The sequence below is a fragment of the Actibacterium sp. EMB200-NS6 genome (assembly GCF_001305615.1).
Taxonomy (GTDB): Bacteria; Pseudomonadota; Alphaproteobacteria; order Rhodobacterales; family Rhodobacteraceae; genus Actibacterium_A; species Actibacterium_A naphthalenivorans.
Map to the genome: position 1 here is coordinate 2,925,964 of NZ_CP010869.1, position 25,365 is coordinate 2,951,328.

Below are 25,365 nucleotides of genomic sequence, written 5' to 3' on the forward strand. Positions count from 1 at the left end.
GCCTCAGCCGCTGAACAGAAAGTGCAGAACGTCGCCGTCCTTCACCACATAGCCCTTGCCCTCTGCCCGCATCTTGCCCGCGTCCTTGGCGCCCTGTTCGCCGCCACAGGCAACGAAATCGTCATAGGCGATGGTTTCGGCGCGGATGAAGCCGCGTTCGAAATCACCGTGGATCACCCCCGCCGCCTGCGGTGCGCGCGTGCCTTTGGCAATGGTCCAGGCGCGGGCCTCTTTCGGGCCTACGGTGAAATAGGTCTGCAGGTCGAGCAGTTCATAACCCGCGCGGATCAGCCGATCGAGGCCCGCCTCGGTCAGCCCCAGTTCGTCGAGGAACATCGCCGCCTCTTCGGCGTCGAGCTGGCTGATCTCCTCTTCGATCCGGGCCGAGATGACAACCGAAGCGGCCCCCTGCGCGGCCGCCATTTCCTCTACCCGCTGCGAATGGGCGTTGCCGGCGGCGGCTTCATCCTCGGCCACATTACAGACATAGAGGATGGGTTTGGAGGTCAGCAGTTGCAGCATGTCCCACGCCTTGCGGTCATCCTCGGCCACCTCGACGGTGCGGGCGGGTTTGCCGTCTTCCAGCGCGGCCAGCGCGGCTTTCAGCAGGCGTTCCTGCTGCACCGCGTCCTTGTCGCCGCCGCGGATCTTGCGCACGATGTTTTGCAGCCGCTTCTCGATCGATTCCATATCAGCCAGCATCAGCTCGGTCTCGATGGTCTGGGCATCTTCCACCGGGTCCACCCGGCCTTCGACATGGGTCACGTCGCCGTCTTCGAAACAGCGCAGCACATGGGCGATGGCATCGCATTCGCGGATATTGGCCAGAAACTGGTTGCCCAGCCCCTCGCCCTTGCTGGCGCCTTTCACCAGACCGGCAATATCGACAAAGGTCATCCGCGTGGGGATGATCTGCTTTGATGCCGCGATCTCGGCCAGCCTGTCGAGCCGCGCATCGGGCACCGCCACCTCCCCCACATTGGGCTCGATCGTGCAGAAGGGGAAATTGGCGGCCTGCGCCGCAGCCGTTTTCGTCAGCGCGTTGAACAGCGTCGACTTGCCCACATTGGGCAGCCCTACGATCCCGGTCTTGAAGCCCATGGCCCTCTCCTTGGCGTGCAATCGCGCGCATGTAGGGGCGCCGGGGTGCAGAGGTCAAGCCGGGCATTGATTTTCCGCCCCTTATACCGCAAACCGCCATGGATCAGACAATGAGGACACCATGACCCGCATCGACCGCAAATTCGCCGCCCTGAAGGCCGAAGGGAAGAAGGCGTTCGTCGCCTATGTGATGGCGGGCGATCCAGATTACGATACCTCGCTGGAGATCATCAAGGGCCTGCCGGGCGCGGGTGTGGACATCATCGAGATGGGCATGCCCTTTACCGATCCGATGGCAGACGGCCCGACCATTCAGCTTGCCGGCCAGCGGGCGTTGGACGGTGGGCAGACACTGGAAAAGACGCTGGCGATGGCGCGCGAATTCCGCAAGGGCAATGATGAAACGCCGATCGTGATGATGGGATATTACAACCCGATCTACAATCGCGGCGTGCCGAAGTTTCTTGAAGATGCGAAAGCGGCGGGGATCGACGGGCTGATCGTGGTGGACCTGCCGCCCGAAGAAGACGCGGAACTGTGCATTCCGGCAGCGAAGGCCGGGCTGAATTTCATCCGCCTGGCCACCCCCACCACCGATGACAAGCGCCTGCCCAAGGTGCTGCAGAACACCAGCGGCTTTCTCTACTACGTCTCGATCACCGGGATCACCGGCGCGGCTGCGCCGCAGGCCATCGACGTGGCACCGGAAGTGGCCCGGATCAAGGCGCAGACCGATCTGCCGGTCGTGGTGGGCTTCGGCATCCGCACGCCGGAGGCCGCCGAACAGATCGCGGGCATTGCGGATGGCGCGGTGGTCGGGTCTGCGATCGTCAAACTGATCGAAGAGCAACGCCCGCTGGACGAGATTCTGGCCTATGTCAAAAGCCTGGCGGATGGGGCGCACCGGGCCTGAGCCACCGGGAACGCCGCATCACGCAATGAAAAACCCGCGCACCAGGCGCGGGTTTTGTTCTTTCCGCATGAGTGGGGCAGTCAGCCCCGCGCTTCGCGGATCAGCTTCAGCACGCCCTGCGCGGCATCGGGAATATTGGTGCCCGGCCCGAAGATCGCCTTGACGCCCGCGTCATAGAGGAATTGATAATCCTGCTGCGGGATCACGCCGCCGCAGACCACGATGATATCCTCGGCGCCCGCCGCCTTCAGCGCCTCGACCAGCTTGGGCGCCAGCGTCTTGTGACCGGCGGCCTGAGAGCTGATGCCCACCACGTGCACGTCATTGTCCACCGCATCCTGCGCCGCCTCTTCGGGTGTCTGGAACAGCGGGCCCACATCCACGTCGAAGCCGATATCGGCAAAGGCGGTGGCGATCACCTTGGCGCCGCGGTCGTGGCCATCCTGGCCCATCTTGACCACCAGCATGCGCGGGCGGCGGCCTTCGGCCTCGGCGAAATCCTCGACTGATTTCTGGATCGCGGCGAAACCTTCGTCGCCCGCATAGGCCGCGCCGTAAACGCCGGCCAGCGTCTTGACCTCGGCCCGGTGCCGCCCGAATGCCTTTTCCATCGCCATGCTGATCTCCCCGACGGTTGCGCGTGCGCGGGCAGCCTCGACCGCCAGCCGCAAAAGATTGCCCTCGCCGCTTTTGGCGGCCTCTTCCAGCGCCGCGAGCGCGGCATCGCAAGCGGCGGCATCGCGGTTGGCGCGGGTCTGGGCCAGCCGTGCGACCTGACTTTCACGCACCGCCACGTTGTCGACATCCAGAATGTCGATCGGATCTTCCTTTTCGAGCCGGAACTTGTTGACGCCGACGATCACCTCGTCGCCTCGGTCAACAGCGGCCTGATAGCGCGCGGCGGCCTCTTCGATGCGCAGCTTGGGCATGCCTGTGGCCACGGCCTTGGTCATGCCGCCCATCTCGTCGACTTCCTGGATCAGCTTCCAGGCTTCTTCGGCCAGATCGTTGGTCAGCTTCTCGACGTAGTAGGAGCCAGCCAGCGGATCGACGACCTTGGTCACCTTGGTCTCGTTCTGCAGGATCAGCTGGGTGTTGCGCGCGATGCGGGCCGAGAATTCGGTGGGCAGCGCGATGGCCTCGTCAAACGCGTTGGTGTGCAGCGACTGGGTGCCGCCCAGAACCGCGCTCATCGCCTCATAGGCCGTGCGCACCACGTTGTTGTAAGGATCCTGTTCCTGCAGCGACACGCCCGAAGTCTGGCAGTGGGTGCGCAGCATCAGCGATTTGGGGTTCTTCGGCTCGAACTCGCTCATGATCCGGTGCCACAGGAACCGCGCGGCGCGCAGCTTGGCGATTTCCATGAAGAAGTTGGTGCCGATGGCGAAAAAGAAGCTGAGGCGCCCGGCAAAGGCATCGACATCCAGCCCGCGCTCCAGCGCCGCCTTCACGTATTCCTTGCCGTCGGCCAGGGTGAAGGCCAGCTCCTGCACGAGGTTCGCGCCGGCCTCCTGCATGTGGTAGCCGGAAATCGAGATCGAGTTGAACTTCGGCATATCGGTCGAGGTATATTCGATGATGTCCGAAATGATCCGCATCGAGGGTTCGGGCGGGTAGATATAGGTGTTGCGCACCATGAACTCTTTCAGAATGTCATTCTGAATGGTGCCCGACAGCACGGCGCGGTCATGGCCCTGTTCTTCGCCAACCACGATGAAATTCGCCAGAATCGGGATCACCGCGCCGTTCATCGTCATCGACACGCTGACCTTGTCCAGCGGGATGCCGTCGAACAGGATCTTCATGTCCTCGACGCTGTCGATCGCCACACCGGCCTTGCCCACGTCGCCGACCACGCGCGGGTGGTCGCTGTCATAGCCGCGGTGGGTGGCCAGATCGAAGGCCACCGACACGCCCTGCTGCCCGGCGGCCAGTGCCTTGCGGTAGAAGGCGTTCGAAGCCTCTGCGGTGGAAAAACCCGCATATTGCCGGATCGTCCAGGGGCGACCGGCATACATCGTGGCTTTGGGGCCGCGGGTAAACGGTGCCGCGCCGGGGACCGATCCCATATGCGGCAGCCCTTCGGTATCCTCTTCGGTATAAAGCGGCTTGACGGCGATCCCTTCCGGCGTCTGCCATGTCAGATCGTCAAGCGGGCGGCCCCGCAATTCCTTCTCGGCCATCTTGGCCCAGGCTTTTGTTTTCTCCGTCATCGGATCATCCCTTTCCTTGCGGCGACACTGTGTCCCGTTCGGACGGGATCAGCCTTCGCATTTCCCCGTTCACCGCCTATATGAAGCGGGATTGGAGACGTTATGAAAATTCTTCTGCTTTGCGCGTTTGCCGGGTTGATGCCCCTTGCGGCCACCGCGACCGAGGCCCCGACCCTATCACCGCTGGCACGCTGGCAAGCGGATGCGGCCGTGGTGCTGGACGCGCGCGAGGTTGATCTGGCCGATTTCCAGTGGCTGGCGCGGGCTGTGATCGTCTTTGCCGACACTTCCGCCGACCCGCGCTTCCAACAGCAGATGGCCCTTCTCGCGGAGCGGCCGGGCGAGCTGGTACAGCGCGACGTGGTGGTCATCGTCGATACCGATCCCGCCGCCAGATCCCAGCCCCGGCAAAAGCTGCGGCCGCGCGGGTTCATGCTGGCGCTTGTCGCCAAGGACGGCACGGTCAGCCTGCGCAAACCCTTTCCCTGGGATGTGCGCGAACTGTCCCGCGCGATCGACAAGATGCCGCTGCGCCAGCAGGAAATCCGGGACCGGCGCGAACAGCAATAGCCGATCGGGCAAGGGCGTGCGCGGTCAGACATTGAACAACGCCCTCGCTTCGGCCGCATCGCGGATCAACCCGCGATCCTGCCAGAACCCGAACAGCGCCGATCTCAGATCCTCCGCCGTGCTGGTGATCCGGCGCCGGTGAACCCCCATCAGAGGCGAGCGCCCGTCGCGCGCGGCCTGCAGAAGTTCGCCGAGATAGGCATCGTCGCTGCTTGAAAACGCCGTCAGAGACACGGGCAGGCCATCGCCGAACTCCTGCGCCCACAGGCCCTGCCCCTTGTCGATTTCGGCGAAAAGAAGCATGAATTCCGTGGTCTCGCCGCGCTTGTGGGCAAAGAACAGATCCAGCGGCCCTATCTTTTGCTCCATCGCCGCGACGGCGCCCAAAAGCCGCCGCCGCCCCAGCACAACCGGCGTCACCGAAGGCGGCACCGGGCGGTCGCTCGGGGGCGACGGATAGCCGAGGCACCCGAAAGACGCTTCGATCCAACGCCCCTGCATCGGCACCTGTGCCACGGCGCGGCTGCGCGGGCGCCCCATATCGTCGATGAAATTCGCCGCGCCCGCCTGGCCGATGAAATGGTTCTTGGCGTCAAGGATCAGCACATTGGGCGCGCTGAGCACCCGCGCCGACATCAGCTTGAACGCCTGCTGCATCGCCCAGCCACTGTTGCCGCGCCAGCCGCTGGCGAGGCGTTCGCGCTGCGGCAGCAAGTTGCGGATGCGCCCGCGAACATTGTTCACGACCCACCGTTCCACACGTTGCCCGGCGCTTTCGCGCCGCTTGGGATCGCGCAATTCGGCCGGGCGAACAACCCGCAGCAGCGGCGCCAGCGCGCCATATTCGCCGCGCAGCGCCTCGACCGCGCGGACGCAATCGGCCTCGGCCCGGTCATTGACGATGACATGGATCCCGCCAATCGCATCGGCATCGAAAAACCGGGCGAGCGAGCGCGCCTGCAATACCAGCAGGGGCAGCTCGCCGCGAAACACCACGGTCACGATATCCAGCTTTTGGCGGGGGCCGGTCATCTGCGCCTCACTCGAACTCCATGATCACTTCGTCCACCGCCAGGCTGTCGCCCGGGGCCGCATTGATCTTCGACACGATGGCCTTCTTCTCGGCCCGCAGGATGTTTTCCATCTTCATCGCCTCGACAGTACACAGCGCCTGGCCTTCCTGCACCTCCTGCCCCACTTCCACGTCGATCTTCACGATCAGGCCCGGCATCGGGCAAAGCAGCAGCTTGGAAGTGTCGGGCGGCAGTTTCTCGGGCATCAGCGCCGCCAGTTCCGCCTGACGCGGGCTGTAGACATTGACCTTGAGGTCGGCGCCGCGGGTGCGGATGCGGAAGCCGCTTGTCGCCTTGCCCACCTTCAGCACGAGCGGCGCACCGTCGATGTCGAGCCGGGCCAGGCTTTGGCCCGGCGTCCAGTCCGACGTCACGCGGTGGCTGTCGCCGTCGCTGAAGGTCACGGTGGCGCCCTGCGGGTCGGCGTCGATCGTCACCACGAACCTCTGGCCCTGGGCGACCACGGTCCAGTCGCGGCCCACCTTGCGCTCATGGTTGTCCATGGTGCCGGAAATGCGCGTGCGCCGGATCTCGGCCACGCGGTACATCGCCGCCGCCGCCGCCGCCACGCGGCGCAGATCTTCGGCATGCAGTTCCACGCCTTCGAACCCGTCGGGATATTCCTCGGCGATGAAGGCGGTGGTGATGTTCCCTTCCTCGAATTTCGGATGGTCCATCACCGCGCTGAGGAACGGCAGGTTGTGGCCGATCCCTTCCACCTCGAACGTGTCGAGCGCGATGCGCATTTCCTCGATCGCCTCGCTGCGGGTCGGCGCCCAGGTGCACAGCTTGGCGATCATCGGGTCGTAGTACATGCTGATCTCGCCGCCCTCATAGACACCGGTATCGTTGCGCACAACCGCGCCGGGGCGCACCTCTTCGACCGGGGGGCGATAGCGCGACAGCCGCCCGATCGAGGGCAGGAAGTTGCGATAGGGGTCTTCGGCATAAAGGCGGCATTCCATCGCCCAGCCGTTCAGCACCACATCCTTCTGGGCCAGGCTCAGCTTTTCGCTATACGCCACCCGGATCATCTGCTCCACGAGATCGACACCGGTGATCAGCTCGGTCACCGGGTGCTCCACCTGCAGACGCGTGTTCATTTCGAGGAAGTAGAAATTGCGCTCGCCATCGACGATGAATTCCACCGTGCCCGCACTGGTGTAATCCACCGCCTGGGCCAGGGCCACGGCCTGCTCGCCCATCGCGCGGCGGGTCGCTTCATCGAGGAATGGGCTGGGCGCCTCTTCGATGACCTTCTGGTTGCGGCGCTGGATCGAACATTCGCGCTCGCCCAGATAGATGCCGTTGCCGTGGCTGTCGCACAGCACCTGAATTTCGATGTGGCGCGGCTGGGTCACGAATTTCTCGATGAAAATCCGGTCGTCGCCAAAGCTGTTGGCCGCCTCGTTCTTCGAGCTCTGAAAGCCTTCGCGCGCCTCCTCGTCGTTCCAGGCGATGCGCATGCCCTTGCCGCCGCCGCCGGCGGAGGCCTTGATCATCACCGGATAGCCGACTTCATTGGAGATCGTCACCGCATGTTCGGCGTCGTCGATCAGCCCCATGAAGCCGGGCACCGTGGAAACGCCGGCCTCCTGCGCGAGCTTCTTGGAGGTGATCTTGTCGCCCATCGCCTCGATCGCGCCGGCGGGCGGGCCGATGAAGGCCACGCCTTCCTTGGCCAGCGCCTCGGCGAACAGCTTGTTTTCCGACAGAAAGCCATAGCCGGGATGCACCGCTTCGGCCCCGGTCTGGCGGATCGCGTCCATCACCTTGTCGATCACGATATAGGATTGGTTGGCCGGCGGCGGGCCGATATGCACCGCCTCATCGGCCATCTCGACGTGCAGCGCGTTCTTGTCGGCATCCGAATAGATTGCGACGGTCTTGATCCCCATCTTCCGCGCGGTCTTGATGACGCGGCAGGCGATTTCCCCACGGTTTGCAATCAGGATTTTCTTGAACATTAAACAGTCCTTTTCTCTCGCTTCGCCGTGACGGCGTTCGGCAGATGGCGTCGGTTCCGACGGCATGGTTGCGGTTCGGCCTTTTCGGGCGGGGCAATGGCGGGCGCTTGCGCCCGGATCTCGGGGTGTCGGGGATCGCAGGGCGCAACGCGGAACGGGCGGCCGCATGAAGATGCGCCGCCTCGGATACCGGGCAGGTGGTTTTCGGAAAAGCGGGCCGGGCAGGCCCGCGCGGCCCCGGAAAAGGTCGGCACACAGCGCCCGCCGTCAGCCAAGACGGCGGCGCGCGGCCCTATACCGGCGGCGAGGCCGTTGGCGTCAGTCGCAGACGCCCACGTCGTCGCACAGCGCGCCGGCGGCAGCGCCGATCGCAGTCGTCGCGGCGACATTACCGTCGGTCGCGACGCCAACCGCGGCGCCGGTCGCGGCACCCGCAACGGCACGCTCGGTGTCATTTTCCAGACATCCGGCAAGCACCAGAACGATTGCCGGTGCGACGAGGAGTTTGAGAGTACGCATGCTGCTCTGCCCTTCATATGTATTTTGGCAAGGGAAAGATGGCCCCGGACCGGAACAGTTTCAACTGCGAACCGGTTTGCGGATCGGCGATCGGCGGGCTCTTGCCGGGCAAGGCGGGGGGCGCCGAAAAGGGGTGGTCTGACCCACGAGGGGCCAGACCGTAGGGAAGTGGAAGGGTAACGGTAAACTTGGGCCGGGGCAGCGCGATGCTTGCGCGGTCTCGTCCCACCGATGAGCCTGACGCAGAAATCATGGCCGGGAAAGGCCACTTTCGGAAGCCCTGCGGCTTGGGCCATTTTTTGCCTAAGTTTTGTGACAACGCGCGGTTTCACGCCGAATCCCCCCCTTCGAAGACATCGGGAAAGGATGCGCGGGCGCGGGCCGCGTCGATACGCAGCAGCGCCTCATAGCTCGCCGGATCAAAGGGATCTTCGGCCGCGACCACCTCGCGCCCGAACAACCACGAAAGCCGACCGGCATCGAGATTGCCCCGCTCGAACGGCGCGTCGCCGAAATGCTCCCACAGGGCTGCAAGGAAACCGGCGTCGGCGCGGCGATCGGCTGGGCGGCGATCGGCAAAACGTTCGCGCGCGACGATCGGCGTTATGCCCTTCTTGTTCTCACGGCGAATCGTGAACTGGAAATCAGTGCCGGGAAGACGGCCGGGAAATCCCTTGTGCTTCAGCATGCCCGGCCCCTGATTCTGTCGCCGTGGGCCGGCGGGAGGCCAGCGAAACAAGGGGCGCTGGCGGTATCATGCGCGCGCCGGACGATCATGCCGCACCCGCCTGAAAACAAAAGATGCCCGCCCCGGTATCTCCGGGGCGCGCATCAAAATCTGTCATGCTGTATGGGGCCGGGCCCGAAGGCCGCCCCGCCAGAATGTCAGTATTTGCTGTATACGGGCTCTGCCGCGATGGGCTCGGGCTCAACGTAAACAACTTCCTCTTCCGCAGCGCAGGCCGCGGTGAAAGCCACAAGGCACACTGCCACGAGGGTCTTGACGCTCTTCGACATGTCTCACTCCAATTTCTCTTTGAGGCTGATATGCGGAGCTCTCGCCCCCTCTCGCCCGTACCATTGATCACGGCCGCGTGACAGCGGCCAATTTCAAGTATAGCCGATTGTTTTGCGGTTGCATCAAAAACGGTGGCCTCACCCGCACGCTGTGACGCGAAAGCCTCATTTTTCCGGTCGGTTGAGCGAAATATCCGCGAGGGTCTTAGCAATTTCACATTCCTTCCCCGACGTCAGGACGGCGGGCGATGCAATCAATCTCGACCAGTGCGCCAACGGCCAGCGCGGTCACCCCGACAGTGGTTCGCGCCGGGCGGCGATCGGGGGCGAAATAGCCCTGATAGACCTCATTGAAGGCGGCGTAGTCGCGCTCGAACTCCATCAGGAAACAGCGGCATTGCACGACATGCGACATATCGAGCCCCAGCTCGGCCAGGATCAGCCCCAGATTGTCCATCACCCGCCGCGTCTGCGCCGCGACGCCATCGGGCAGCGGTGCGTCGGGGGCGGCGGGGTCGGTCGGCATCTGGCCGGTCAGGATGACCCAGCCATCGGCCTCGACCGCATGGGAGAACGGCGCGACAGGGCGCGGACCCTTGGCGAAGAGGTGGAAATCAGGCATCGGCGGCCGCCTCCCGCCTTGCATTGGCCAGCCAGCGCGCGCGATTCGCCGGACAATTCAGCACGGCTTCGATCGTCGCCTGCGTCTGGGCCCTGGGGAAGGTCCGGGCGCGGATCTCTCCGCCTGCCCGGACCAACAGGTGCGCTCCGTCCTCCTCGACCCGCACCACCGGCGTGAACCCGCGCAAGCGCCGCAGCGCGCGCCAGAGGTCCTGCCGTATCTGTTGCGCCAACCGCCCCTTGCGGGCCAAGGGCATCGCCGTTTGGGCCATCACGTCGAAACGCGGCGGCAGATGGCGCGCCAGGGTCAGCGCGCCGTCTTCACGGATGATATGCCAGCGGTCTTGCATCGGATAGCCCCCAACATCCCGCTTACAGCGGAATATTGTCGTGCTTCTTCCAGGGGTTTTCCAGCTTTTTGCCGCGCAGCGAGGCGAAGGCGCGGGCCACCCGCCGGCGCGTCGAGCGGGGCTGGATCACCTCGTCGATAAAGCCCTTTTCGGCGGCGACGAACGGATTGGCGAAGCGATCCTCGTAATCGGCCGTGCGCTGCGCGATCTTCTCGGGATCCCCCAGTTCGGAGCGGTACAGGATCTCGGTCGCGCCCTTGGCGCCCATCACCGCGATCTGCGCCGTGGGCCAGGCATAGTTGAAATCACCGCGCAGGTGTTTCGAGGCCATAACGTCATAGGCGCCGCCATAGGCCTTGCGGGTGATCACGGTCACTTTCGGCACCGTCGCCTCGCCGTAGGCGAACAGCAGCTTGGCGCCGTGCTTGATGACGCCGCCATATTCCTGACTGGTGCCCGGCAGAAAGCCCGGAACGTCGACGAATGTCAGGATCGGAATTTCGAAAGCGTCGCAGAACCGCACGAAGCGCGCGGCCTTGCGCGAGCTGTCGATGTCGAGACAGCCGGCCAGCACCATCGGCTGGTTGGCAACCACGCCCACGGTCTGGCCTTCCATCCGAATGAAGCCAGTGATGATGTTCTTGGCGAAATCTTCCTGGATTTCATAGAAATCGCCTTCGTCGCCCACCTTCAGGATCAGTTCCTTCATGTCATAGGGCTGGTTCGGGTTATCGGGGATCAGCGTATCGAGACTGTCTTCCACCCGCGCCGGATTATCGAAGAACGGGCGCACCGGGGGTTTTTCGCGGTTGTTCAGCGGCAGGAAATCGACAAGCCGCCGCACCTCTGCCATCGCCTCCACGTCATTCTCGAACGCGCCATCGGCGACCGAGGATTTCTTGGTATGGGTCGAGGCGCCGCCGAGTTCTTCCGCCGTCACCTGCTCGTTGGTGACGGTTTTCACAACGTCGGGGCCGGTGACGAACATATAGGAACTGTCTTTGACCATGAAGATGAAATCGGTCATCGCCGGGGAATAGACCGCGCCGCCCGCGCAGGGCCCCATGATCACGCTGATCTGCGGCACCACGCCAGAGGCCATGATGTTGCGCTGAAACACATCGGCATAACCCGCGAGGCTGGCCACGCCTTCCTGAATCCGCGCGCCGCCCGAATCGTTCAACCCGATGACGGGGGCGCCGTTCTGCACCGCCATATCCATGATCTTGCAGATCTTCTGCGCATGGGTTTCCGAAAGCGAGCCGCCGAACACCGTGAAATCCTGCGAAAAGACATAGACCATGCGGCCGTTGATCGTGCCCCAGCCGGTGACCACACCGTCGCCATAAGGCCGCTCCTGCTCCATGCCGAAATCGGTGCAGCGGTGGGCGACGAACATGTCAAACTCTTCGAAAGAGCCTTCGTCCAGCAGAAGATCGATCCGCTCGCGCGCCGTCAGCTTGCCCTTGGCGTGCTGGCTGTCGATGCGGCGCTGCCCGCCCCCGAGCCGCGCAGAGGCACGACGGTCGTCAAGTTCCTGCAGGATGTCTTTCATGATCTTGGCTCCCCCATGGCGGTTTCGGCGCACCCTATAGCGCGCACCACGCAAGACAAAGCGAATTTCAGTATATTTGCAAACAGTTGACAACCACATATCTGCAAATTGCAAATTCGAAAATATTCAGACATCGCGCGCGCAATTGTGGACAGGTGCCAGGCATCGGCCTAAGTCACAAGTCATGAACCCCAGACTCCGCGCGCGCTTTCTCGATCGCAGCACCCCACCACATCTCGTGACGCTTGTCCTGCTTGCGGGATTGTCTGCGATGTCGATGAATATCTTCCTGCCGTCACTCCCCAAGATGACGGCCTATTTCGACACGGAATACCGGCTGATGCAGCTTTCCGTGGCACTCTATCTTGGCGTCAGCGCCGGGCTGCAACTGCTGATCGGCCCGATCTCCGACAAATATGGCCGCCGGCCCGTCATCCTGGGCTCGGTCGTCATCTTCCTTGTGGCCACGCTTGGCTGCCTGCTGGCGCCGAGCGCGCATGTTTTCCTTGGCTTTCGGATGTTGCAGGCCGCAATCGTGGCCGGGATCGTGCTCAGCCGCGCGGTTGTCCGCGATATGGTTCCGGCCGAGGAATCGGCGTCGATGATCGGCTATGTGACCATGGGCATGGCCGTTGTGCCGATGCTGGCCCCGGCGCTTGGCGGGGTTCTGGATCAGTTGTTTGGCTGGAAGGCGAATTTCGAGGCGCTGCTGGTGGCCGGCATCGCGCTTTTCCTGCTGTTGTGGGCGGATCTGGGCGAAACCGCGCGGCCCAGCGAAAACAGCCTCCTGGCACAGTTCCGTGAATACCCCGAGCTGCTCCGCTCGCGCCGGTTCTGGGGCTATGCGCTGACAACCGCCTTCGCCTCCGGCGCCTTTTTCGCCTATCTCGGAGGCGCCCCCTATGTGGGCAGCGCGGTGTTCGGGCTTTCGCCGGCGACGCTGGGGATGTATTTCGGCCTGCTGGCGCTCGGCTATATGGCCGGCAATTTCCTGACCGGGCGATATGCGACGCGCCTGGGCATCAACCGGATGATCATGATCGGCACGATGCTTCCGACCGTCGGGCTGATCCTGTCAATACTCGCATTCCTTCTGGGCGCCACGCATCCGCTGGCATTCTTCGGCCTGATGACTTCCGTGGGCGTCGGCAACGGCATGGTCATCTCGAACGCCACCTCGGGCATGATGTCGGTGCGGCCGGCGCTGTCCGGCACCGCCAGCGGGCTGGGCGGCACCATCATGATCGGAGGCGGCGCCGCGCTGTCGGCGCTTGCCGGCGCGCTGCTCGTTCCCGGCACGGGCGTGTTCACCTTGCTGATCATCATGCTGTGCAGCTCCGTCGCTGCCGTTCTGGCGATGCTTTATGTACTGCATGTCACGCGGATCGCGGGCGAGCTGGATATCCCCCTGCCCGACTGACGCTTGCGCCGCGCCTTTGCAAAAGCCTATGCTGGCATCTGCAAAACTGCGAAGGCGCGGACGATGACCAATCAGAAACTCTACGCGGGCGTCAAGCTGCGCGAGACCCGCACCCGGCTGGGACTGACCCAGAAGAAATTCGCCGCAAAGCTGGGCATATCCTTGCCCTATCTGAACCAGATGGAGAACAACAACCGCCCGGTGTCGACCGGGGTGGTGCTGGCGCTGGCGCAGGAATTCGGCTTTGACGTCACCGAGCTTTCGGTCGGGGATGCGTCGCGCATCGTCAGTGACATGCGTGAGGCGCTGGCCGATCCGGTCTTCGGTGAAACCGCTCCGCCGCTGGCCGACCTGCGGCTGGCCGCGTCGAACGCCCCTGCCCTGGCGCGCGCGTTTCTCGATCTGCACCGCGCCTATCGGCAGACGCATGAACGGCTGGCCTCGCTGGACGAGGCGCTGGGGCGCGAAGACGGGCGCGCGCAATCCTCGCCCTGGGAAGAGGTGCGCGACTTCTTCCACTACTGCGACAACTATATCGACGCGGTGGACCGTGCCGCCGAACGGTTCGCCTGCCCCCGGGGCGAGCCGGGGGATCCGGTCGCGCTGGCCGCCGTGGCGCTTGATGCGGCAGGCATTACCGTCAGGCTGGATGAAAAGATCGCGCTGCGCGATTTCGATGCGGCGCGGCGCGTCTTGACCATCTCCTCGCATGCAGAGCCTGCGTCGCGGAATTTCCAACTGCTGCATCAGGTGGCGCTGCTGACCCAGGCGCAGCTTCTGGATGCAACGCTGGATTTCGCTCGGTTCCAGAGCGACGAGGCCCGCGCCATCGCCCGCATCGGCCTTGCCAATTATTTCGCCGGCGCGGCGCTGCTGCCCTACGGCCCCTTTCTCGCCGCCGCGCAGGAAACGCGGCATGACCTGGAGCGGCTGGCCGACCGGTTCGGCGCCTCGATCGAGCAGGTTGCGCACCGGCTTTCAACGCTGCAGCGGCCGGGCGCGAAGGGCGTGCCGTTTTTCTTTGTGCGGGTCGATCAGGCGGGCACGATCACCAAGCGCCATTCGGCCACCCGACTGCAATTCGCCCGGTTCGGCGGGGCCTGCCCGCTGTGGAACATGCACCGTGCCTTCGAAACACCGGGGCGGTTTCTGCGGCAACTGGCGGAAACGCCCGACGGGGTGCGCTATTTCTGCCTGGCCCGCGACGTGACGAAACCCGGCGGTGCCTGGGGCGCGCCGGTGCGCCGCTTTGCGATCGGTCTGGGTTGCGAGATTCAACATGCGGCGCAGCTTGTCTATACCGATGATCTGGATATGGCCCGTGCCGCCGCGTTCGAACCGATCGGGATTTCCTGCCGCATCTGCGACCGGAAGAACTGCCACCAGCGCTCGGTTCCGCCGCTGGAACGCCGCCTGACCGTTGATCCCGATCACCGCGGTGTGCTGCCCTATGAGATTGCCGAATGAACGGCGCGCGGCAGGGCGATTGCCCCCTGCCGCGCCTTTGTTTCAGCCCTCGGCCGGGGCGGCCAGAAGCCGCGCGATCTGATCTTTCAGGGTCAGGCGCGTCTTGCGCATCTCGGCGTCGTGAAAATCGTCGGTCGGCTCGACATTGGTTTCCGCGCGATGGATGGCGCGGTTCACCTCGTGATACTCGTCCACCAGCTTGGCGAAATGCGGATTGCTGAGTTTCAGCGCGTGGATCGCATCGGCTTTTTCGGGAAATTCATCGGCCAGCTCATGCGGGGTGTGGGACATTTGCGGTCTCCTTCCTTTGTGTTTCGATCGAGATTAGGGGCCTGCCCCACCCCTAACCTTGACGCCGATCAAGTTCCACCCGGCGTTTGCGCAAAAGCGGCGTGACCAGCCGGCGCCAGGCCAGCGCAAGCCCGGTATAGGCCAGAATGACCGAGGCGAGCGAGGCAAGCCCGGCAATCGTCTGGCCGATGATCCCCAGCGCCTCGCCCGTATGCAGGAACCGGATCAGCATGCGCGCGCGCGTCGCCGGGCTTTCGTCGACAAAGCCGCGTTCCGACACCAACTGCGCATTGTCGGCGGCATAGGTCAGGGTCGTCTGCCTTGTCGGCTGTCCGCCCGTGCCGCTATCCACGCGAAGCTCTACGGGCGCGGCGGCGTCGGGCAGGGAAAGGGTGATGCTGCGCCACTCGGGCAGCCGAAGCTTCGCGTCATCAACGATCGCCTGCAACTGCTGGCCTGCCGGGTCTCCATCCATCCGGGCGTTGCCTTGAGACTGGTTCGCCAGGGGTGCGGCGCCCGGCGGGCCGCTGCGGGCAGGCACCTCTTCGCCAAAGGCGGCATAAACGGCGCGATTGGCCCAGGGATAGGAAAACACCACCGCTGTGGCGACCACCACGATCAGCGGGATCAGCGCCCAGATGCCGAACACATGATGCCAGTTGTAGTCCCGCGCCTTGGCGTTGGGCAGGCCGCGCCGGAACACGAGGTTCATGCGCACCAGCCGCCACTTCCATTTCTTCGGCCACCACAGAACGATGCCCGAGCCCAGAATGAACAGGAAGACAAGGTTGGCCGCCCCGGTGATCGCCGCTGCGGTCTCCCGCGCCACGCCTTCCATCGCGAACCAGCGGTGGAGCCGGGTAACATAGTCGAAAAACGCCCGGACGCCGGCCGCCCCGTCTTCGAGAACCACGCCCGAATAAGGGTCAACCAGCGTGGTGTTGGATCTGCCAGTACGCACCGTCACCGGCGCCGCGGGGTCATCGCGCAAAACAAGCGACGTGGCCGCGCCCTTGCCGATTTGTTCCGCGACCGTCGCCAGCGCATCAGCGCTGAGCGGCGCGCCCGCTTCTGCCGGCAGCGCGAGGCTGCCTTTCTCGGCCCAGGCGATGATCTGTCGCTCGTAGGTCAGCAAGGCCCCTGTGACCGAAAGAAAGACGATGACAAGGCCCGCAGCCACGCCCGCCACAAGGTGGGCCCAAAAGAATACCCGTCTGATCGACATCCCACATCACTCCATCGTTTGGACCCATCCACAGGTAAACGCTCAGCTGCGCATTTTCCGGCGGAAAATTTCCGCCCTTTCGAGGATCAGCCGTGCAGGAGCGGGCCGTGTTTGAGGATCACCGGCACGACCAGTTCCTCCTCGTCCAGAAGATGGCGATTCAGAAAGGGCGCGATCCGTTCATAAGTGTGCTTCAGCGCTCCGACTACATCGGTCAGGGGCGACAGGGGATCGGCCCGCAGCATCGCATTTGCCGTGTCAGCCAGCCGGGTCAGATGACCGTCGATCAGATGATGATCGGCATCCAGAATCTCGAACCCGCGTGCAAGCGGGGGCTCGAGAGCGGCCAGTTGCGGAAAATAGTGCTGATCCTCGACCTGGTGATGACTGTCGAGCTGGTTCAGAAAAAGCCCCGCCAGGCGCGCGGTCTGTTGCTGATAGCGCCGTGCCTCCATCTTGCCGTCGAGCATCGCCTCGGCCTCCTGCTCCAGCCGTGCCAGCACCTGCCGGAACATGACGTGACGCTCCAGCCAGAAGCGGGTCAGGCCTTCGAAATTCCGGTGGCCGCTCCAGATGTCACGCGGGTATTCGGCCACCAGATACCGCAGGGCTTCGGGCAGACCCTGGCGCAGGTCCGGGGTAATGTTTTCTGTCATGCTAAAAATCAGCCTCTCTGCCGCCGTGGGCAAGCGGAGCGCGCCCACGCGCATTCAATATCTTTTCACGTCTTCAATAGTTCGAACCCTAGTCGGTTCGACGCGCAGTGTCACGGCGCGGCAGGTCAGAAGTGCCGTGCCGCCCAAGGAAGAATGCGGAGCCCGGAGCGCGCCGCCGGATCACATCACCAGGTGCGGCGTCAAAACCGGGAACAAAATCAACCCGGCTTCGCCCGTGCCGCCCTTAAAGCTGCGCCATCACCTCGTCCGAGATCTCGAAATTCGCGGTGACCGATTGCACGTCGTCGTCATCCTCCAGCGCCTCGATCAGCTTCATCAGCTTCTGGGCACCTTCAAGATCCAGCTCGGTGGTGGTCTGCGGCTGCCACACAAGCTTGGTCGAGACCGATTCCCCAAGCGCCGCCTCGAGCGCGGTCGAAACCTCGTTGAGGTCGGTATCGGCGCACCAGATGACGTGGCCCTCTTCCGAACTCTCCACATCCTCCGCGCCCGCCTCGATCGCGGCCATCATCACCGTGTCGGCATCCCCGACATCGGCGGCATAGGTTACCTGCCCCTTGCGTTCGAACATGAACCCCACTGAACCCGTCTCGCCCAGATTGCCCCCGCTTTTGGTAAAGGTGGAGCGGACGTTCGAGGCGGTGCGGTTGCGATTGTCTGTCATCGCCTCGACGATCACGGCAACGCCGCCGGGCCCGTAGCCTTCGTAGCGGATCTCATCGTAACTCTCGGCATCGCCGCCGGTCGCCTTCTTGATGGCGCGGTCGATCACATCCTTGGGCACCGAGTTGGATTTGGCCTCTTTCACGGCCAGCCGCAGGCGCGGGTTCTTGTCGGGGTCGGGATCGCCCATCTTGGCCGCGACGGTGATTTCCTTGGACAGCTTGGAAAACAGCTTTGACCGCGCGGCGTCCTGCCGCCCCTTGCGATGCTGGATATTCGCCCATTTGGAATGGCCTGCCATGAAACTCTCCGAACCTGATCCCGTGCCTGCGGCACTCTATAATTCAGGGGCGGCGCGGCCTGCAAGGGCAGCGGTGAAATGAGCCGCAGGGGAAATGCTGAATTCCGATTGCCAACCATGCCTTCCATGTGAAACGCTGTCATCGGGGCGCGCACCCCTTTTTCAATTGATTTCACCATGCGACACCCGAAAATCCTCACGACCCTCAGGACTTACAGCTGGCCCCTTTTCGCCGCCGATGCGATGGCGGGCGTTACCGTCGCGATGGTCGCCATACCGCTGAGCCTGGCAATCGCCATCGCTTCGGGCGCCACGCCGGCGCAGGGGCTGGTCACGGCGATCATCGGCGGGTTCTTCGTTTCGCTGCTCGGTGGCAGCCGGGTGCAGATCGGCGGGCCTACCGGGGCGTTCATCGTGGTCGTCTACGGGGTGATCGCCCGGCATGGGTATGACGGGCTGGTGCTGGCGACGTTCATGGCGGGGATCATCCTGCTGATCGCGGGGTATTTCAGGATAGGCAACCTGATCGCCTTCATCCCCGAGGCGGTCGTGAACGGGTTCACCATCGGCATCGCCATCATCATCGGCACCAGCCAGCTGAAGGATTTCCTTGGCCTGTCCACCGGCGCCCTGCCCGCCGATTTCTTCGGCAAGCTGGCGGGGCTGTTCGCGGCGCGCGGCACGCTCAACCCGTGGGCCGTCGGGGTGGGGCTGGTCACGATCGTGCTGATCGTGGTGTTCCGGCGCGCCTGGCCCAAACTGCCCGGCCTGATCGTAGCGGTGGCCATAGGCTCGGCCCTGGTGGCGCTGGCCCATCTGCCGGTCGATACGATCAACGGCCGGTTCGGGGCGCTGCCAAACCGCCTGCCCGCCCCGCACCTGCCGGTATTCACCCTCGCGCGGGTGACCGAGCTTTTGCCATCGGCGCTGATCATCGCCTTTCTGGCGGGGGTCGAGTCGCTGTTGTCGGCCATGGTGGCCGACCGGATGATCGAGGGGCACCACCGCCCCAATGCCGAAGTGCTGGCGCAGGGCGTTGCCAATATCGCTTCGTCGCTGTTCGGCGGCCTGCCCGCCACCGGCGCCATCGCCCGCACCGCGACCAATATCCGGGCCGGCGGGAAAACCCCCGTGGCCGGAATCGTGCACGCGCTGGTTATCCTGGGGCTGATGATGCTTGCCGCGCCGCTGGCGGGATACCTGGCCATGCCGGCGATGGCCGCGCTGCTGATCCTGACGGCCTGGAACATGAGCGAGCCGCACAAGTGGCGCGGCTACATGGCGGCCCGGCCGTCCGACCGGCTCTTGCTGCTGCTGACGCTGGTTCTGACGGTCACGGTTGATCTGACCGTCGCCATCGGTGTCGGCGTGTCGGTGGGCATGGCGCTGCGGCTGCGCGACCGGGGCGCGCCGCGGGCCGACTGGAAAACGCCGGATCGCTAGGGCCCTGGCGGATCAATCATCCTTGCGCGGATCGGGCGAGCGGAAGCGATAGACATGGCCGGTATCCGTCGTGATCTCGACCAGCGCGGCCGGCGCGATCAGGTCTTCGGCGCCGATGGCCTCGAACACCTCGACGAGCAGCGTCCGCAGCGGATTCGACATGCCGTAGAGCGAGACCCGGTAGGGATACGCGTCGGGGCAGCCTTCCAGCCGCCCGGCCCAGCCATCGGCCGTGCGCGTTTCATCAGTGCGAAAGCCCATACAGGGCCAGCCGCTGCTCATGCTGACGGTGATCCGGTCACGCTCGACAAGCACCGCTTCGGGGCGGCTGGAGGTTTGCACGCCGCAGGCGGCAACGAACAGCAAAACGGGCAGCAGGGCGCGGAACATGCGGGTTTCTCCTTGGGCGGACGCAATAGCGGCTCAGAGCGGCCAGAGCAACGGTATGATCGCAGAGGCGAGCAGACCGATGGACAGGTTCAGCGGAATGCCCACCCGCATGAAATCGGTGAACTTGTAGCCGCCGGGGCCGTAGACCAGCATGTTCGTCTGATAGCCGATGGGCGTGGCGAAACTGGCCGATGCGGCGATCATCACCGCAACCACCAGCGGCCGCGGGTCGAAGCCGAGCGCCTGCGCCAGCCCGATGGCGATGGGGGTTACCACCACGGCGACCGCATTGTTCGACACAAGCTCTGTCAGGAACGAGGTCAGCAGGTAGATCGCCCAGACGATCAGGAACGGCGGCAGGCCCATCAGCGCAGGCGAGGCCGCATCGACGATAAGCTGTACGGCGCCCGATTCCTCCAGCGCCGCGCCGATCGCCAGCATCGAGAAGATCAGCGCCAGCAACCGACCGTCGATAAAGGAAAACGCCTCTTCGGCGTCAATGCAGCGCGTCAGCAGAACCACCGCCACCGCAAGCACCGACAGAAGGAAGATCGGCGCCACGCCAAAGGCGGCCAGCGCGACGATCCCCACAAGCGACGCGATGGCGACAGGCGCATGGCCCCGGCGATAAGCGCGCGCCGAGGGCTGGGTGATATCGACCAGTTCCATATCCACGGCCAGCCGCTGAATGTCTTCGGGCGAGCCTTCCAGCAGCAGCGTGTCGCCCACGCGCACCACAAGGTCGTCAAGCTGACGCCCGATGTTCTGGTTCCGCCGGTGCGCCGCCAGCGGATAGACGCCGTAACGGCGGCGCAGACGCAACGAGCCGAGGCTGCGGCCCACCATGCGGCAGCCCGGCGTGATCAGCACCTCGACCGTCGAGGTGGCGACCGAGCTGAGCTTGTCGATCATCCGCACGCTCTTGTTCTGCTGCATGCCCAGAAGCTCTGACATCTCGGTGCGCAGCACGATGCGGTCGCCCGGTTCGATCAGCACCGATTTCAGGTCGCGCCGCAGCGATGCATCGCCGCGCAGCACGTCGATCAGCCGCACGCCTTCGCGCCGGAACAGATCGACCGTCATCACCGGCATGCCCACCAGTTCGCTGTCTTCGGGTATGGCGACTTCGGTGAAGAATTTCATCTTCGACTTGTTGGACATCAGCGTGGCCATGCTCGCCCGTTCCGGCAACAGCCGCGGCGCGAAGACCCGCAGGTAGATCATGCCCCAGACCACAAGGACCAGCCCGAGCGGCGTGACCTCGAAAATCGTGAAGGGCTTGAGCCCCTGCGCCCGCGCCACGCCATCCACCAGCAGGTTGGTCGAGGTGCCGATCAGCGTCAGCGTGCCGCCCAGGATCGCCGCATAGCTGAGCGGGATCAGGAATTTCGAGGCCGGCCGGTTCAGCGTCCGCGAAAGCTGGACGAACACCGGGATCATCACCACCACCACCGGCGTATTGGACACCACCGCCGAGGCCCCGACCACGAACAGCATCAGACCGCCCACCGCCAGCCTGGGGCGGCTTTGCGCGTTGCGCTCCGCGGCCTGGGTGAACCCGTCGAGCGCGCCGGTGCGCACCAGCGCCCCCATCACGATGAACATCGCCGCGATGGTCCAGGGGGCGGGGTTCGACAACACGCTCAGCGCCCTGTCATAGGGCAGTATGCCCAGCACCAGCATCACCGCCGCACCGGAGATCGCCACAACCTCGGCCGGGTATTGTTCCCGGACGAAAAGCACGAACATCACGAACACAACAGACAGCGCCAGAATGGCATCGCCTGTGGGAGAAAGGGAGAGTGCGATCATTCAGCCTGGGCCTGTTGTCCGGTCAGCCCGTATCATTAGCCACAGGCGGCGGCGGCACAAGCACCTTGTTCGGGCGGGGCTGTACAAGGAACAGACCGGCGAACATCAGCGCCATCGCCGCCCAGACCCAGCCCGAATAGGCCTCGTCCAGCAGCAGCATGGACCACAGAACCCCGAAACCGGTGACCAGGTAGGAAACCTGCACCGCGAAAACCACCCCCGCCCGTCCCAGCAGCCAGACATAGCCGGCATAGACAAGCGCATGGATCACCGCGTTCAGAGTCAGCGCCAGATCCGCCACGCCCCAGGGCGGCAGCGGCGAAATCCACTGCCCCAGCAGCAGCGCGGCGGGCAGCGCCAGCACCGCCCCCACCAGCGAGGCCCCGAACAAGAGCTGGATCGGGTCCAGCCCGGCGGTGCCCCATTTGGCCACCGCGTTGCCCTCGACCCCGTAGAACACCGGCGCGATCAGGGCCAGCGGGACGAAAACCAGCATGCCGGGGTCGGGCAGCCCCGCGTCGGGGCCGACGATCAGAACCACCCCGGCCAACCCGCAGCCCAGCCCGGCCATGCGCGGCCAGCTGAACCGGTCAACGCCAAGCGCCAGCGCCATGGGGAAAGAGACCATCGGCACCAGCGACAGCAGGATAGAGACGATGCCGGCCGGCAGATGCACCGCCGCCTGCAGCGACGCTGCGTTGGGCAGCAGCGTGCCGACCAGCGCGATGAAGACATAAAGCCGAAGGTGGCGCGCCGTCATCGGCAGCGGCCTGCCGCGCAGCCAGGTGATCGCGCCCAGCAGCAGCGCGCCGATGACCAGTTGCCAGAAGATGATCCCGAACTGGCGATACGCGCCCGAGACAGAGAGTTTCGCAAGCGGCTGTGTCATCCCCCAGCCCGCGCCCAGAAGCGCCAGAAACGCGACCAGAGCCGGGCGCCCGGTCATGGCGCGGCCGCCTCCAGACGCCCGCCTTCACGGATCATCCGCACGCGGGTGGCCTTGCCCGTCCGGTCGTCGGTTTCGATATACAGGCCGGAAAGCGTGGCCTCGCCCCCCGCCGGGGTAAAACGCCCCTTGCCCATACCGGTGATGAACCGGCGCAGCGGCTCCGCCTTGTCCATGCCGATGACCGAATTGTAATCGCCGCACATGCCCGCGTCCGACTGGAACGCGGTGCCGCCCGGCAGGATCTGGGCATCGCCGGTCGGCACGTGGGTATGGGTGCCGACCACCATGCTGGCGCGCCCGTCGCACCAATGGCCCATCGCCATCTTCTCTGATGTCGCCTCGCAATGCATATCAACCAGAATGGCCTGCGCCTGCCCGCCCAGCGGGTGCGCCTTCAGCACCAGATCGATCGCAGAGAAGGGATCGTCGAAGGGCCGCTTCATGAAGACCTGGCCCAGCACCTGGGTCACCAGCACCTTGCGCCCGCCCGCAGCCGAACACAGCCGGTAGCCCTTGCCCGGCGCGCCCTTGGCGAAATTCAGCGGCCGCAGGATACGCGGCTCCTGCTCGATGAAGCTGAGCATCTCTTTCTGGTCGAAGGCGTGATCGCCCAGCGTCAGGCAATCGGCGCCGGCCTCCAGCAGAGCCTTCGCATGGGCCGCGGTCAGCCCCGCGCCAGAGGTGGCATTCTCACCGTTGACCACAACGAAATCGAGGCCCCAGTCGGCGCGCAGCTTCGGCAGGCGCTCGGTGATCGCGGCACGGCCGGCACGGCCCATCACATCGCCAAGGAAGAGGATTTTCATGGCGTAATGCCTAGGACGCCCGGTCGGTCAGGGCAAGCCCCCGCGATGCGCGGCGCGATTTTTGGGCGCGATCATCCGGCAAGGGCCAGCGCGCCCGCCTCTGTCACCACCATGTCCAGCGGCTGGTCGGTGTCCTCCGTCGGCACCTCGGCCATTTCCTGCGCCGCATAGGCAAAGCCGATGGCCAGCACAGGCCCGCTTGCGCGCAGGGCCTGAAGCGTCCGGTCGTAATACCCGCCGCCATAGCCAAGCCGGTAGCCGCGCCGGTCAAACGCCAGCAAGGGCACGATCAGCACCTGCGGCGCCAGAAAATCGCCGTCGGCCGGCACCAACGCGCCGAACGGCCCATCGATCATCGCGCTGTCGGGGCGCCATTCGCGGAAGATCAGCGGCAGGCCCTCGCCCTGGATGACAGGCACGGTCACGGATGACAGGCCGATCATCCCCAGCATCGCGGGCAGCGGGCTGGCCTCGGTGCGGATCGGCATGTAGCCAGAGACCACCCTGCCCGCCTGCGGCCTCAGCACCTCCAGCAGCACCTGCGCCGCCCTTGCCCCGCGCAGCTCGTCATGCACGTCTTTGCGGCGCGCGAAGGCCGCCTTGCGCGCCGCGGCCTTCTGCTCGGCGATCCCGCTCACAGCAGCAGAACCGCGGCCAGCCCGAGAAAGGCGAAAAAGCCGACCACGTCGGTCACTGTCGTCACGAAGGCGCCCGAGGCCAGCGCCGGATCCACGCCGAACCTGTCCAGCGCCACGGGCACCAGGATCCCGGCCAGACCGGCGATCACCAGGTTCACCACCATGGCCACCCCGATCACCACGCCCAGCATCGGCGTGCCGAACCACAGGATGCCGATGACGCCCATGACCAGCGCGAAGATGCTGCCGTTCACAAGCCCCACCAGCGCCTCGCGGCGGACAACGCGCCAGACGTTCGATCCGGTAAGGTCCTTGGTGGCGATGGCCCGCACGGCCACGGTCAGCGACTGGGTGCCCGCGTTGCCCCCCATCGAGGCGACGATGGGCATCAGCACCGCCAGCGCCACGAACTGCGCGATCGTCGCCTCGAACTGCGCGATCACCAGCGAGGCCAGAATGGCCGTGATCAGGTTCACGAACAGCCACGGGAAGCGGCGCTTGGTGGTTTCGATCACCCTGTCCGACAGGCTGCCCTCACCAACACCGGCCAGGCGCATGATGTCTTCCTCATGCTCTTCATCCAGCACGATCATCGCGTCATCGATGGTGATCATGCCCACCAGCCGCCCTTCGTCATCGACCACGGGGGCAGAGATCAGGTGATACTGGTTGAAGGCATAGGCGACCTCGGATTCCGGCTGGGTCACGGGGATGGCGCGGAAGCTGTCTTCCAGAATACCGGTCAGGGGCACGCTGCGCTTGGTCGACAGGAGCTTGCCAAGGGTGACATAGCCCACCGGCTTCATCCGCGGATCGACCACGATGATATGATAGAATTCCTCGGGCAGTTTCTTCTTGTTGGAGCGCAGATAGTCGATCGCATCGCCCACGTTCCAATGCTCGGGCGCGGCCACGACTTCGCGCTGCATCAGGCGGCCGGCGGAATATTCCGGATAGCTCAGCGCCTGTTCGACGGCGACCCTGTCGGCATCTTCCAGCGCATCCAGAATCGCCGCCTGCTGCGGCTCTTCCAGATCCTCGACCAGATCGACGACATCGTCGGATTCCAGATCGCGCACCGCGTCGGCCAGAACATTCCTGGGCAGGAATTCGATGACCTCCTCGCGGATGCTGTCATCAAGCTCCGAGAGCACCTCGCCATCCACATGGCTCGGGTCCAGCAGCAGGATCTCGCGCCGGTGGCCGCTGTCCATCTGCTCCAGAAGGTCGGCGATGTCGGCGGCATGCAGCGGCTCCAGCAGCGCGCCCAGCCGGGGGCCATCGCCTGCCGCCACGGCAAGCCGGACCGCCGCAACGGTGCGGTTGTCCAGCCCGTATCCGTCGTCTTCGCGTTCCACCTGCTCGGTGATCTCTTCCGCCATGG

Annotated in this window: 24 protein-coding genes; 5 read left to right on the top strand and 19 right to left on the bottom strand. The window is 64.8% G+C overall.

All coding sequences use genetic code 11. The annotated features are described in order from the left end of the window. Positions 1 to 3 precede the first annotated feature (3 nt). A complete protein-coding gene (ychF, locus tag TQ29_RS14200; RefSeq protein WP_054539690.1) occupies positions 4 to 1,101 on the bottom strand; it encodes a redox-regulated ATPase YchF in 1,098 nt (365 codons plus the stop codon). 121 nt (positions 1,102 to 1,222) lie between these two features. Between ychF and trpA the strand changes: the two genes are divergently transcribed. Then, positions 1,223 to 2,014 (top strand): tryptophan synthase subunit alpha, encoded by a 792-nt coding sequence (gene trpA / locus TQ29_RS14205; RefSeq protein ID WP_054539691.1) that lies wholly within the window; start codon positions 1,223 to 1,225, stop codon positions 2,012 to 2,014. 80 nt (positions 2,015 to 2,094) lie between these two features. On the opposite strand, the gene scpA is transcribed toward trpA, so the two are convergent. Next, positions 2,095 to 4,227: a methylmalonyl-CoA mutase gene (gene scpA / locus TQ29_RS14210; protein WP_037207185.1), complete on the bottom strand. Its 2,133-nt coding sequence runs from the start codon at positions 4,225 to 4,227 to the stop codon at positions 2,095 to 2,097. Between the two features lie 102 nt (positions 4,228 to 4,329). Here scpA and TQ29_RS14215 point away from each other — a divergent pair, with 102 nt between their 5' ends. Beyond that, positions 4,330 to 4,797: a DUF4174 domain-containing protein gene (locus TQ29_RS14215; RefSeq protein WP_054539692.1), complete on the top strand. Its 468-nt coding sequence runs from the start codon at positions 4,330 to 4,332 to the stop codon at positions 4,795 to 4,797. A 24-nt stretch (positions 4,798 to 4,821) separates the two neighbouring features. Here TQ29_RS14215 and TQ29_RS14220 read toward each other — a convergent pair whose 3' ends face one another. The 7 genes from TQ29_RS14220 to TQ29_RS14250 all read right to left on the bottom strand — a co-directional run bounded on the left by TQ29_RS14220 (position 4,822) and on the right by TQ29_RS14250 (position 11,899). Next, on the bottom strand, positions 4,822 to 5,829 hold the full coding sequence (locus TQ29_RS14220; RefSeq protein ID WP_054539693.1) for a hypothetical protein: 1,008 nt from the start codon (positions 5,827 to 5,829) through the stop codon (positions 4,822 to 4,824). A gap of 7 nt (positions 5,830 to 5,836) precedes the next feature. Next, entirely contained in the window at positions 5,837 to 7,837 is a 2,001-nt protein-coding gene (locus tag TQ29_RS14225; RefSeq protein WP_054539694.1) for an acetyl/propionyl/methylcrotonyl-CoA carboxylase subunit alpha, read from the bottom strand. Between the two features lie 318 nt (positions 7,838 to 8,155). Continuing rightward, positions 8,156 to 8,356 carry a hypothetical protein gene (locus TQ29_RS14230; protein ID WP_037207192.1) on the bottom strand — a complete coding sequence of 67 codons (201 nt, stop codon included), beginning with the start codon at positions 8,354 to 8,356 and terminating at the stop codon, positions 8,156 to 8,158. A gap of 328 nt (positions 8,357 to 8,684) precedes the next feature. Continuing rightward, positions 8,685 to 9,044 carry a hypothetical protein gene (locus TQ29_RS14235; protein ID WP_054539695.1) on the bottom strand — a complete coding sequence of 120 codons (360 nt, stop codon included), beginning with the start codon at positions 9,042 to 9,044 and terminating at the stop codon, positions 8,685 to 8,687. A 543-nt stretch (positions 9,045 to 9,587) separates the two neighbouring features. Next, entirely contained in the window at positions 9,588 to 9,995 is a 408-nt protein-coding gene (locus TQ29_RS14240) for a RidA family protein (RefSeq protein ID WP_054539696.1), read from the bottom strand. Further along, entirely contained in the window at positions 9,988 to 10,344 is a 357-nt protein-coding gene (locus TQ29_RS14245) for a hypothetical protein (protein WP_054539697.1), read from the bottom strand. The genes TQ29_RS14240 and TQ29_RS14245 overlap by 8 nt, the downstream gene beginning before the upstream one ends. A 22-nt stretch (positions 10,345 to 10,366) precedes the next feature. After that, a complete protein-coding gene (locus TQ29_RS14250; RefSeq protein WP_054539698.1) occupies positions 10,367 to 11,899 on the bottom strand; it encodes an acyl-CoA carboxylase subunit beta in 1,533 nt (510 codons plus the stop codon). A gap of 184 nt (positions 11,900 to 12,083) precedes the next feature. Between TQ29_RS14250 and TQ29_RS14255 the strand changes: the two genes are divergently transcribed. Together TQ29_RS14255 and TQ29_RS14260 are read left to right on the top strand one after the other, a co-directional pair. Then, positions 12,084 to 13,319, top strand: coding sequence for a multidrug effflux MFS transporter (locus tag TQ29_RS14255; RefSeq protein ID WP_054539699.1), 1,236 nt, complete (start codon positions 12,084 to 12,086; stop codon positions 13,317 to 13,319). 63 nt (positions 13,320 to 13,382) lie between these two features. Next, a complete protein-coding gene (locus TQ29_RS14260) occupies positions 13,383 to 14,786 on the top strand; it encodes a short-chain fatty acyl-CoA regulator family protein (protein ID WP_054540458.1) in 1,404 nt (467 codons plus the stop codon). 42 nt (positions 14,787 to 14,828) lie between these two features. Here TQ29_RS14260 and TQ29_RS14265 read toward each other — a convergent pair whose 3' ends face one another. The 4 genes from TQ29_RS14265 to TQ29_RS14280 all read right to left on the bottom strand — a co-directional run bounded on the left by TQ29_RS14265 (position 14,829) and on the right by TQ29_RS14280 (position 17,943). Continuing rightward, entirely contained in the window at positions 14,829 to 15,077 is a 249-nt protein-coding gene (locus TQ29_RS14265) for a YdcH family protein (RefSeq protein ID WP_037207204.1), read from the bottom strand. Between the two features lie 52 nt (positions 15,078 to 15,129). Then, a complete protein-coding gene (locus TQ29_RS14270; protein WP_054539700.1) occupies positions 15,130 to 16,302 on the bottom strand; it encodes a PepSY domain-containing protein in 1,173 nt (390 codons plus the stop codon). Positions 16,303 to 16,388: 86 nt separating this feature from the next. Then, positions 16,389 to 16,958: a hemerythrin domain-containing protein gene (locus TQ29_RS14275; RefSeq protein ID WP_054540459.1), complete on the bottom strand. Its 570-nt coding sequence runs from the start codon at positions 16,956 to 16,958 to the stop codon at positions 16,389 to 16,391. 244 nt (positions 16,959 to 17,202) lie between these two features. Further along, the gene (locus TQ29_RS14280) at positions 17,203 to 17,943 is read right to left on the bottom strand and encodes a YebC/PmpR family DNA-binding transcriptional regulator (RefSeq protein WP_054539701.1); all 741 of its coding nucleotides are present in this window, start codon (positions 17,941 to 17,943) and stop codon (positions 17,203 to 17,205) included. A gap of 177 nt (positions 17,944 to 18,120) precedes the next feature. On the opposite strand from TQ29_RS14280, the gene TQ29_RS14285 reads away from it, so the two are divergent. Further along, positions 18,121 to 19,386, top strand: coding sequence for a SulP family inorganic anion transporter (locus TQ29_RS14285; protein WP_054539702.1), 1,266 nt, complete (start codon positions 18,121 to 18,123; stop codon positions 19,384 to 19,386). Between the two features lie 12 nt (positions 19,387 to 19,398). Here the strand turns inward: TQ29_RS14285 and TQ29_RS14290 are convergent, their stop codons facing one another. The 6 genes from TQ29_RS14290 to mgtE form a co-directional block, all read right to left on the bottom strand. After that, positions 19,399 to 19,776: a hypothetical protein gene (locus TQ29_RS14290; protein WP_037207219.1), complete on the bottom strand. Its 378-nt coding sequence runs from the start codon at positions 19,774 to 19,776 to the stop codon at positions 19,399 to 19,401. A 33-nt stretch (positions 19,777 to 19,809) separates the two neighbouring features. Continuing rightward, positions 19,810 to 21,588, bottom strand: coding sequence for an SLC13 family permease (locus TQ29_RS14295; RefSeq protein WP_054539703.1), 1,779 nt, complete (start codon positions 21,586 to 21,588; stop codon positions 19,810 to 19,812). Positions 21,589 to 21,610: 22 nt separating this feature from the next. Next, positions 21,611 to 22,534 carry a DMT family transporter gene (locus TQ29_RS14300; protein WP_054539704.1) on the bottom strand — a complete coding sequence of 308 codons (924 nt, stop codon included), beginning with the start codon at positions 22,532 to 22,534 and terminating at the stop codon, positions 21,611 to 21,613. Beyond that, positions 22,531 to 23,343: a TIGR00282 family metallophosphoesterase gene (locus TQ29_RS14305; protein ID WP_054539705.1), complete on the bottom strand. Its 813-nt coding sequence runs from the start codon at positions 23,341 to 23,343 to the stop codon at positions 22,531 to 22,533. Before TQ29_RS14305 ends, TQ29_RS14300 begins: the two co-directional genes overlap by 4 nt. 71 nt (positions 23,344 to 23,414) lie before the next feature. Continuing rightward, complete coding sequence (locus TQ29_RS14310) at positions 23,415 to 23,981, bottom strand: 5-formyltetrahydrofolate cyclo-ligase (protein WP_054539706.1); 567 nt, start codon at positions 23,979 to 23,981, stop codon at positions 23,415 to 23,417. After that, positions 23,978 to 25,363, bottom strand: coding sequence for a magnesium transporter (gene mgtE, locus TQ29_RS14315; protein ID WP_054539707.1), 1,386 nt, complete (start codon positions 25,361 to 25,363; stop codon positions 23,978 to 23,980). Before mgtE ends, TQ29_RS14310 begins: the two co-directional genes overlap by 4 nt. Positions 25,364 to 25,365: the final 2 nt, after the last annotated feature.